The sequence below is a fragment of the Acidaminococcus sp. HCP3S3_G9_1 genome (assembly GCF_052122455.1).
In the GTDB taxonomy this organism is placed as follows: Bacteria; Bacillota; Negativicutes; order Acidaminococcales; family Acidaminococcaceae; genus Acidaminococcus.
This window is the reverse complement of the sequence record NZ_JBQKCH010000049.1, coordinates 1-436: the sequence shown is the minus strand read 5'-3', so window position 1 is coordinate 436 and position 436 is coordinate 1. Positions and strand designations below refer to the sequence as shown.

2 rRNA genes are annotated in these 436 nt (G+C 46.3%); both read left to right on the top strand.

Going from position 1 to position 436, the window contains the following annotated elements:
• Positions 1–70: ribosomal RNA gene (locus tag ACTQY1_RS11285) — 16S ribosomal RNA — on the top strand; the annotation flags it as partial.
• 260 nt (positions 71–330) lie between these two features.
• A 23S ribosomal RNA gene (locus ACTQY1_RS11280) occupies positions 331–436 on the top strand; the annotation flags it as partial.

Sequence of the window (436 nt, the reverse complement as noted above, 5' to 3'; positions counted from 1 at the left end):
GGGGCCGATGATTGGGGTGAAGTCGTAACAAGGTAGCCGTTCGAGAACGAGCGGCTGGATCACCTCCTTTCTATGGAGAACCGAAGGAATCCAAGGATTCGCTTCTATTCTTGTCGACGCACATCTGTCAAGAACAATATTCGGTTCTCAGGGCTCGTCCCTGAACATGAACCTTGAAAACTTCATAGAAGAGACAAACAAAGTCTTATCTGATGTGATGATCAGATAAGCACCTCTGATCTAAATGCGAATTTAGAAACGAGTAACGAGAACTAGGCACACATAAGTGTGACCTTAGTAAAGAACCAGAAATTGCGAAAGCAATTTTTAAGTCAAGCTACTAAGGGCATACGGTGAATGCCTTGGCACTAAGAGCCGATGAAGGACGTGGTAAGCTGCGAAAAGCTACGGGGAGCCGCAAGCAGGCTTTGATCCG